Here is an 8,965-nt window from a genome sequence, read left to right on the forward strand (position 1 = left end):
CTCCGCTTCCGGGCGTCCCCGGTGACCGTAGACGGCCACGCCGTGGTGGGTGTGTGGTCTTGAGGGTACGGAAGGGGGGATTGAACCGTTTCAAGGAGACCTAAGGGGAAACTGATGCAGTTGTACGCACGGGACGTCGGCCGCGGCACTCCGCTCGTACTGCTGCACGCGTTCCCGCTGTCGTCGTCGATGTGGCTGCCGCAGCGCGAGGCGCTCGCCGGCCGGTTCCGGGTGATCACCCCCGATCTGCGCGGGTTCGGCGGCTCGGTGCTGGGCGACGTCGAACCGTCCGTGGAGACGATGGCGGACGACGTCGCGGCGCTGCTGAAGTCCAAGAACATCCCGCGCGCCGTCATCGGCGGGCTCTCGATGGGCGGGTATGTCGCGATGGCGCTGTGCCGCCGCCACCCCGACCGGGTGCGCGGCCTCGTCCTCGCCGACACCAAGATGACCGCCGACACCGACGCCGCCCGCGCCAACCGGCTGCGGATGGCCGACCGGCTCGGCCGCGACCGCGACGTCCGCCCGCTGCTCACCGACGTGCTGCCGCACCTCGTCGGGCCGACGACGATGCGCCAGCGGGCCCTCGTCTACGGCAGGATCCGGGGCCTCGTCCAGGCCACGCCGCCCGCCGCCGCCGCGTGGGCGCAACGCGCGATGGCGGCCCGGCCCGACAGCACCGACACGCTGAAGGCGGTGAAGGCGCCGACCCTCGTCATCGTCGGCGACGAGGACGGCGTCACGACCGAAGCCGACGCCCGCGCCATGACCGAGGTGCTACCGAACGCCGAACTACACGTCATCCCGCGCGCGGGCCACCTCACGTCGATCGAGCAGCCCGACCTGTTCAACCAGTCCGTCGCGGACTTCGTGTCGGCCGTCGCGCGGGCCACCCCCGCCGCCTGAACCCCCGGCGGCCCGCCGGCGCGCGGCGGGCCGCCGGGCCCCTAACGGGCGTCCTGCCGTGGGTGCACGACCTCGCGGATGATGAGCGAGATGGCCGCGGCCACCGGGATGGCCAGCAGCGCGCCCGTGATGCCCATGAGGCTGCCGCCGATGAGCGCGGCGATGACCGTGACGACGGGCTGCACGTTCACCGACCGCTGCATGATCCGCGGGTAGATGAAGTAGTTCTCCACCTGCTGGTACAGCACAAAGAAGATGCCGCAGGCGATGCCCTCGGGCACCCCGGTGAGGAACCCGACGAGCGTGACGATGGTGCCGCCGATCGTCGCGCCGACCATCGGGATCAGGCCGGTCAGCCCCACGATGAGCGCGAGCACCGCCGCGTAGGGCACCCCGACGATGCTGAGGAAGATGTAGGTGGTGACGCTGGCGATGAGCGTGATGGTCGCCGCGCCGGAGACGTAGCCGCCGATCTGGTCGAGGATCTCGTCGCCGAGCAGGGCGACGCGGGCGCGGCGGGTGCGCGGCGTGAACCGGTAGAAGAAGTTCTTCATCTGCGGCAGCGCGGCCAGGAAGTACAGGGTGAGGATCAGCACCGTGAAGGTGTTGAAGATCGCCGACAGCGCGCCCTTGCCGAGGTTCAGCGCCCAGTCCGCGACGCTGGCCTGGAAGTTGGACTCCAGCAGCTTCTGCCGCGCCGTCTCCAGCAGGTTGTAGCGCTGGTCGAACTCGGCGATCCGCTGGTTCTGCTGGAGTTGGACGATGTACTCGGGCACGTGCTCGGCGAACTTGCTGATCTCGTTGACGACGGGCGGCACGACGGCCCAACCGACCCCGGTGAAGAACAGCACGACCGCCAGGAACACCACGGTGACCGCTTTGCCGCGCGACAGCCCGACCTGCACGAGCCGCTCGACGGCCGGGTTCAGCCCGACCGCGAGGAACAGCGAGACCGTCAGCAGGATCAGCACCTGCACGACGTCGAGGACCGCCTGGACGAGCAGCCACGCGCAGATGCCGCCGAGCACCGCGGTGAACCCGAAGACGAACGGGGAGCGGGTCAGCGGACGGCCTGGCGTGCCGAACGGGAGCAGGTCGGTGACGCCCGCCTCGCGGTGCCGCTGGCTCAGGTCGGTGAGCGGGTCGGGGGAGATCCGCGGCGTGGGGTCGGCGCCGCGCGGCAGCGGCACCGGGTGCGCCGCCTCCGGTTCCGGGCCTACGACGGACGCGGGCGGGTCCACCACGGTGCCCTTGTCGCCGATGTCACCCGGGTCCGGCGCCGCACCTTCGGGCGGGGGGGTCGGGGTCGAGTCCTGCATGCCCACTCCTCACAGCCTGACGACGAACTGACGTCCCATAGATAGACGACGAAGGACCCGAGGTCGTTTGCCGACCCCGGGCCCTGTGTCAGACCACTCAGCCTCCGGCCCCCTCAACGGGAGCGGGTTACTCCTGCCACCAGTCGTCGTCGTCGCCGGACTGGGCGGCCGGCTTCTTGGCGGCGGCGGACTTGGCGGCCGGGGCCGCCTTGGGCTCGGGCGCGGAGACGGCGGGCGCGGGCTCGGGAGCCGCGACCTCCGGCGCCGACATCACCGGGGCGACACCGCCGATGAGCTGGCGGAGCTGGTTCAGGTGGCTGGTGATGGAGTCGCGCTGGCGCGTGAGCTCGTCCACCTGGCGCTGCGCCGCAGTGCGGATGCGCTCGGCCTCGGCCTTGGTCTCGGCGAGCAACTGCTCGGCCTGCGACTTGGCCTCGGCGATGACGTTGTCGGAGTTCTTGCGCGCGTTGGCCATCAGCTGCTTGGCGTGCGAGTCCGCCTCGCGGCGGGTCTGCTCGGCCTGCTGGGTGGCCTTGGCGGCGCGCTGCTCGGCGGAGGCGGCGCGCTGCTCGGCCTCGGCGACGAGCTTCTGGGTGGCGGCCTGGGCGGCGGCGTGCCGCTCGGCGTCCTGCCGGTCGGCCTCCTCGCGGCGGGCCGCGAGCTGGATCTCGAACTCGGCCTCGGCCTGGGCGCGCTGCGCCTCGGACTCCTCAAGGATGCGCTGGGCCTGCGCCCGCATCTCGTCGGCCTGGCGCTTGGCCGTGGTGAGGATCTCGTCGCGCTCACGCTTGGTGGAGGCGCGCAGCTGGGCGACCTCACGCTCCGTGGTGGTGCGCAGCTTGGCGATCTCACGCTCGGCGCTGGCGCGCTTCTCGGCGACCTCGTGGTCGGCGGTGGCGCGCAGCTTGGCGACCTCCCGCTCGGTGGTGGAGGTCAGCTCGTCGGCCTCGCGGCGGGCGCTGGTGCGCACCTCCTCGGCCTCACGCTCGGCGGTGTTGCGCATGTCGTCGCCCTCGCGCTGCGCGGTGGCGCGCAGCTCGGAGGCGTCGTTCTCGGCGGTGGCGCGCAGTTCGGCGGCGTCGACCTTGGCGGCGGCCTTGATCTCGTTGGCCTCGGACCGTGCGGCACCGACGAGTTCGGTCGCCTGCTCCTCGGCGAGGCGCAGCAGCTGCTCGATGCGGGCGCCGAGACCGGAGTAGGTCGGGCGCTCCTGCTCCTGCAGCTGGCGGTGGGCGTCGGACAGCTCCCGCTGAAGCGCGCCCGCCTGTTCGCTGGACTTGCGCACCTCGTTGTCGAGCTGCTTGATGTGCTCGTCAACCTGGTGTCGGTCGTAGCCGCGGAGGACTACGTCGAACTCCTTGGCGGGGGTGTCTTCGAAGAAGTTGCTGAGCTGGGCGTCGATGTCGGACTGCATGGAGGCTCAATCCTGGTGTGACGAGTGGGCCGGGGTCATCTGTGATCTCACAACCGGTTGATGGCCTGGCGGTGCGCAGAGCTTCTTCCGGCGAGAGCAGCGTACTCCCGCCGCTGCCGTGTTGGGGGCTCATCTGAACGCACTGCGTAGATTGTCGGATTTGTTACCTTTTCTGAATGTGGTCGACCCGCCTCTCCGCGACGGAGAGTGACCTGGTGAATCGGACATGAAGGCCGAGACGCCAACGGAAAACCCGCTGCGTGACCAGGTGGTTTCGATCACGTCACGAAACAGGCAACGCCGGACGACAACCATCGAGACGGTGACTTTCCGGCCTTCCCGACTCATTCGGAGGTGCCGGACTCCTCAGACGCTGTCGCGGGCGCCTTCTGGACGAGTTCCGTCAGCACGCCGTGGCAGTCCTTCGGGTGCAGGAACGTGATCCGCGACCCCAGCGAACCCCGGCGCGGCTGCTCGTAGAGCACCCGGACGCCCTTCGCCGCGATCCCGTCCGCCTCCTCCTGGACGTCCGAGCCGTCCGTGCCGAACGCGATGTGGTGGACGCCCTCCCCGTTCTTCTCCAGCCACTTGCCGACGGGCGAGTCCGACCGGGTCGGGGTGATCAACTGGATGTAGGACGCCGCCCCGTCACCGGTGTCGTTGATCTTGAGCATGCACTCGCGCACACCCTGCTCCTCGTTCACCTCGAAGTGCGCGTCGGTGAAGCCGTACGTCGCCCTGTAGAACTCGACGGTCGCGTCCAGGTCGAAGCACGCGATACCGATGTGGTCGATGCGGGAAAGCATGGGGCGAACCCTCCAGTAACTCGGGATGGCGCTGCTGGGTATCGTGGCAAACGTCGTGAGCCGCGGTTTGGGAGGCCCCCTAGTTATGTCTTCAGTGATCGTCGCGGGTGCCAGGACGCCCATCGGGCGCCTCCAGGGCTCCCTGAAGGACTTTAGCGCCACCGACCTGGGCGGACTGGCGATCAAGGCGGCCCTGGAGCGGGCCGGAGTGGCGCCCGACGCCGTCCAGTACGTGATCATGGGGCAGGTGCTCCAGGCGGGCACCGGGCAGATCCCGGCGCGGCAGGCCGCCGTCAAGGCGGGCGTGCCGATGACCGTCCCGGCGCTGACCGTCAACAAGGTGTGCCTGTCCGGCCTGGACGCGATCGCGCTCGCCGACCAGCTCATCCGCGCGGGCGAGTTCGACATCGTCGTCGCGGGCGGCATGGAGTCGATGACGAACGCGCCGCACCTGCTGCCGAAGTCGCGCGCGGGCTACAAGTACGGCTCCGTCGAGGTCCTCGACCACATGGCCCACGACGGCCTCACCGACGCGTTCGACGCGATCCCGATGGGCGAGTCCACCGAGCGCGTCAACGCCCGGCTGGGGCTCACCCGGGAGGCGCAGGACGAGTTCTCGGCGCGCTCCCACCAGCGCGCGGCCGCCGCGATCAAGAACGGGCTGCTCGCGGACGAGATCGTGCCCGTCGAGATCCCCGTCCGCCGGGGCGAGCCCGTCGTCTTCAGGGACGACGAGGGCGTGCGCGCCGACACCACCGCCGAGTCGCTGGCCCGGCTGCGCCCCGCGTTCGCCAAGGACGGCACGATCACCGCCGGTTCGTCCTCGCAGATCTCCGACGGGGCAGCGGCGGTCGTCGTCATGTCCAGGGCCAAGGCGGAGGAGCTGGGGCTGACCTGGCTCGCCGAGATCGTCGCGCACGGGAACGTCGCGGGGCCGGACAACTCGCTGCACTCCCAGCCGTCCCGGGCGATCGAGCACGCGCTCGGCAAGGCGGGCCTTTCGGTCGGCGACCTCGACCTCGTCGAGATCAACGAGGCGTTCGCCGCGGTCGGCGTCCAGTCCTCGGCCGACCTCGGGCTCGACGGCGACATCGTCAACGTCAACGGCGGCGCCATCGCGCTCGGCCACCCGATCGGCATGTCCGGCGCCCGGATCGTGCTCGCCCTCGCGCACGAGCTGAAGCGGCGCGGCGGCGGCACCGGCGCGGCCGCCCTGTGCGGCGGCGGCGGCCAGGGCGACGCCCTGATCGTCAAGGTCTGAGGACGGCAGGAGGGCGCGGCCCGTCAGCGGGCCGCGCCCTCGCGCGTCGTCTGGCGGCGCTAGCCGGCTGACATCGTCTACCTCACGCTCGTGATGGCTTTCGTCCGAACAGCACGCGAAGCCGATGTTCTGCCGTGCGGACAGACGCGTCGAGGGTGTCCCTGTGGCTGGCTGGCAGGGTCTTTACGCCGAGGAATGCGGTGGCAACCACTGCGGCGAGGTGTTCTTCCTGCCAGATCCTCATCTGGCTGCGCAGATGGGGTTGGTCCAAGACGTCGCGGGCGGCGTAGGCGTCGGTGGCGGCCACGTCGAAGAGGGCGTCACGCAGGTTCATGGTGTGGCCTGTGCTGGATGGCAGGTCGAGCGCGGTCTGGGCCAAGCGGACCCGGAACACTGCGGTCATCGGGTCGGGCTGCTTCACCAGCGTGAGGGTCTCCTGCATTGTGCGGTCCACAGCCTTCTGTGAGGAGGAGGCTTCTGGCCGAATCGTCTGGAGGAGGAGCGCAGCGACGGTGCTCTCCCAAGGCTCGGTGGGGATGGTGGACTCGATGGTCGCAATGGCCTCGTCGGTCTGGCTCTTTTCCAGGAGGGACATGATCTTGATTTGGCGGCCGTCGAGGAGCCGGTTGCCGATGCCGCGGTGTGCCGCCATCGCTTGGGCGGCTTCGGTCCAGCGGCCTTGCCGGGTGAGGGCTCGGGCGCCGTCGATGAGCAGGGTGATCCACAGTTCGGTGCAGATCTTCTTGTGGTGGTCGGTGGTTGGTGTCCAGGGGGCGAGGTCAACGGTGTGGCCGCGGATGCTGGTAGTGCCGCGTGCTTGGGCGGCGCGATAGAGCCTTTGGAGGACGTCGTAGGCGGCGTCGCCATCGCCTTCGCGGATGAGGAGTCGTGCGATGTTCACGATCGGCATGAGCCCCATGACGGCGATGTCAGGCTCCAGGTGTTCGGCTTCGGCGAAGATGGCGTGTTGTCTCCAGCAGAGGTCGGTGGCCAGGTCGGGCAGGCCGGTGTCGGAGGCGATGAGGGCGGCGAAGTTGAGGGTTCCGCAGGCGCGGGCCACCTGGTCGTGGTGGCTCGCGCCCGGGATTTGAGTGGTGAGCGCGGTGAGGTCGGCGATGCGGGTGCCGAGTGGAGTCCCGGGCGGTTTGGTGCGGCAGACCAGCGGGATGCGGGCTGCGATCGCGGGGTCCATCGCGCTCACCGTCTTCTACCGCCAGTCGATGACGAGGCGGCTGAGGGGCTTGTCGATGATGAACCGCGGGTCGGTGGCGGTGAGCAGGTCGCGGTGGGCGGCTGTGGCCATCCGGAAGCCGGGTTCGGGGGCGTCGTTGCCGTAGTCGCGGTCCCATTCGCTGATCGCTGCGCTGACCTGGTCGGCGAGGACAGCGGCGCCGGGGCCGTGGCCGATGATGCCGATCTCCCAGTACCGGCCGTCGTGGTCTTCGCCTTCGCGGATGGTCAGGTAGGCCAGGCTGTCGCCGTCCAGGGCGGCTATGGAGCCCCAGCCGAAATGCGGGGTGAATCCGGGCCGCCGGCCCGGCATCCGGGACAGGCCGTTGGGCAGGACGCACGCGAGCCACAGGTAGACCCACTGCCAGGGGGAGCCCTGACGGAACTTCACGCCGGTGTAGACCTTGTGGGAGGGCTGGTCGAGGATGGTGCGCATCGCCTCGCGGTCCACCTGCTGCTCAGTGAAGGTCTCCAGGCGGACGTCGCCTTCACCGTCGTGGTGGATGAGGGTGGAGACGTCGTCGCAGATGCCCTTGCGCAGTGGCACGAACGATGCCATCTCGCAGGAGACGACCTTCCACGTCTGGCCGTCGGCGCGTTCGAAGGCGAAGCTGCGGGAGATGCTGCCGCGGATGCGCATCGGGATGACCAGCCGCCCTCCCGGGGCGAGTTGCTCCAAGACGGCGGGCGGGATGTCCGCGGCGCTCACGGTGAACTGGATGCGGTCGTAGGGCCCGTGCTCGGGGAGTCCGGTCGCGCCGTCGGCCAGCAGTACGGAGATGTTGCCGGCGCCGGAGGCCGCCACGCGGGCGGCGGCGTGGCCGACGAGGTCGTCGTCGACGTCGACCGTCCACACGTGTCCGCCGGGAGCGACCACGCGGCCGAGGAGCGCGGCGTTGTAGCCGGTGGCGGCACCGGCCTCCAGGACGTTGTGGCCGGGCCTGGCGCCGAGCTGCTCCAGCTGGGTGGCCACGATGGACGGGGCGGAGATGCAGGAGATCATCTCGCCGTGGTCGTCGTGCTTGATCGGGACCGCGTCATCGGCGTAGGCGGCCTCGATGCCGGCGTCGGGGATGAACGTGTGCCGCTCGACGGTGCGGAACGCTTCGATGATCTCGGGCGTGCGCAGGTGACCCGAGGAGGTCAGCGTGGTCGCCAGAGCGTCGCGGAGCTCGGCGGGGTCGGTGGTCGAGGTGATGGTGGACTCCATGTGGTCGAGGTTATGGGCGGGGGGTGTGGCGGGGCCGGTGAACACGGCGGTGCCTGGCTCGTCGTCGAAAGACGCATGGCGGCCGAGCCACGCGAGTGCCGCCTGCTCGTTCGGCGGGACGCCTGCCCGGTTCAGCGCGAAGATCGCATGGTGGGTGAGAACCGCACGCGACCCCCGCGTCAGGACGCCGCTCGCAGCGAGCCGGGCCACGTCGCGCCCGGTCGTGTGGAACGCTTCGACGCGCTCAGCCCAGCCGGGCTCTGCGTTCTCGCGCTGGGCGGCATCGGCGTGCATCAGGCGCCGCATCCCGGCGATGGCCGCGGCGCGGGACGCCGGGTCGTGGGGCGCGTCGATCCGAGGGCGGAGCGCGGCCAGGCGCGCCCACACATCGCCGATCTCGAAGGGGTCGAGGCCGGCGGCCCGGTGCATGGTCGACAGCAGCAGGACAGTCCGCTCCCGCGCTCGGGGGTCGCCGGTCTCGGCTAGGGCGGCCGGGCTGTCGGCGCAGAACAGGTCGTGTGCCAGCGCCATGCCGTCCGGGCCGCCGAAGGCGTCGGTCTCGGGTTCGTACACTCCGCTGACCCAGTGGGCGGCGAGCCCGGTGGTGACGAGGTCGTCGAGGATCTCGCCTACGGGATGTTCGGTGCGCAGCCGGACCTTTCCCTCCTTGCGCAGGAAGTGCCAGCGCTGCCCTTCCAGCTTCTCCCTCAGCACGGTCGCGGTCTTCGCCTCCACTCCCTGGTCGCCGAAGGAGATGGTGGCCTGGTTCCACTGCGGGGTTTCGGAGGCCGGAAGGTTCTCGTCGTTCCAGTCCATCGT

At 70.3% G+C, this 8,965-nt stretch carries 7 protein-coding genes; 2 read left to right on the forward strand and 5 right to left on the reverse strand.

The genetic code is table 11. The features are described from left to right. The first annotated feature begins 114 nt into the window (after positions 1–114). On the forward strand, positions 115–906 hold the full coding sequence (locus tag LO762_RS19445; RefSeq protein WP_230617059.1) for an alpha/beta fold hydrolase: 792 nt from the start codon (positions 115–117) through the stop codon (positions 904–906). A 41-nt stretch (positions 907–947) separates the two neighbouring features. Here the strand turns inward: LO762_RS19445 and LO762_RS19450 are convergent, their stop codons facing one another. The 3 genes from LO762_RS19450 to mce all read right to left on the reverse strand — a co-directional run bounded on the left by LO762_RS19450 (position 948) and on the right by mce (position 4,445). Continuing rightward, positions 948–2,225, reverse strand: a complete 1,278-nt coding sequence (locus LO762_RS19450; RefSeq protein ID WP_230617061.1) for an AI-2E family transporter — start codon at positions 2,223–2,225, stop codon at positions 948–950. A gap of 127 nt (positions 2,226–2,352) precedes the next feature. Beyond that, on the reverse strand, positions 2,353–3,639 hold the full coding sequence (locus tag LO762_RS19455; protein WP_230617063.1) for a DivIVA domain-containing protein: 1,287 nt from the start codon (positions 3,637–3,639) through the stop codon (positions 2,353–2,355). Positions 3,640–3,983: 344 nt separating this feature from the next. Further along, the gene (mce, locus tag LO762_RS19460; RefSeq protein ID WP_230617065.1) at positions 3,984–4,445 is read right to left on the reverse strand and encodes a methylmalonyl-CoA epimerase; all 462 of its coding nucleotides are present in this window, start codon (positions 4,443–4,445) and stop codon (positions 3,984–3,986) included. 85 nt (positions 4,446–4,530) lie between these two features. Between mce and LO762_RS19465 the strand changes: the two genes are divergently transcribed. Further along, entirely contained in the window at positions 4,531–5,706 is a 1,176-nt protein-coding gene (locus tag LO762_RS19465; RefSeq protein WP_230617067.1) for an acetyl-CoA C-acetyltransferase, read from the forward strand. Positions 5,707–5,788: 82 nt separating this feature from the next. Here the strand turns inward: LO762_RS19465 and LO762_RS19470 are convergent, their stop codons facing one another. Together LO762_RS19470 and fxlM are read right to left on the reverse strand one after the other, a co-directional pair. Beyond that, a complete protein-coding gene (locus LO762_RS19470) occupies positions 5,789–6,898 on the reverse strand; it encodes a hypothetical protein (protein WP_230617070.1) in 1,110 nt (369 codons plus the stop codon). A 15-nt stretch (positions 6,899–6,913) separates the two neighbouring features. Then, on the reverse strand, positions 6,914–8,962 hold the full coding sequence (gene fxlM / locus LO762_RS19475; protein WP_230617072.1) for a methyltransferase, FxLD system: 2,049 nt from the start codon (positions 8,960–8,962) through the stop codon (positions 6,914–6,916). Positions 8,963–8,965: the final 3 nt, after the last annotated feature.

This window comes from Actinocorallia sp. API 0066 (assembly GCF_020991275.1).
Lineage (GTDB): Bacteria > Actinomycetota > Actinomycetes > Streptosporangiales > Streptosporangiaceae > Actinocorallia.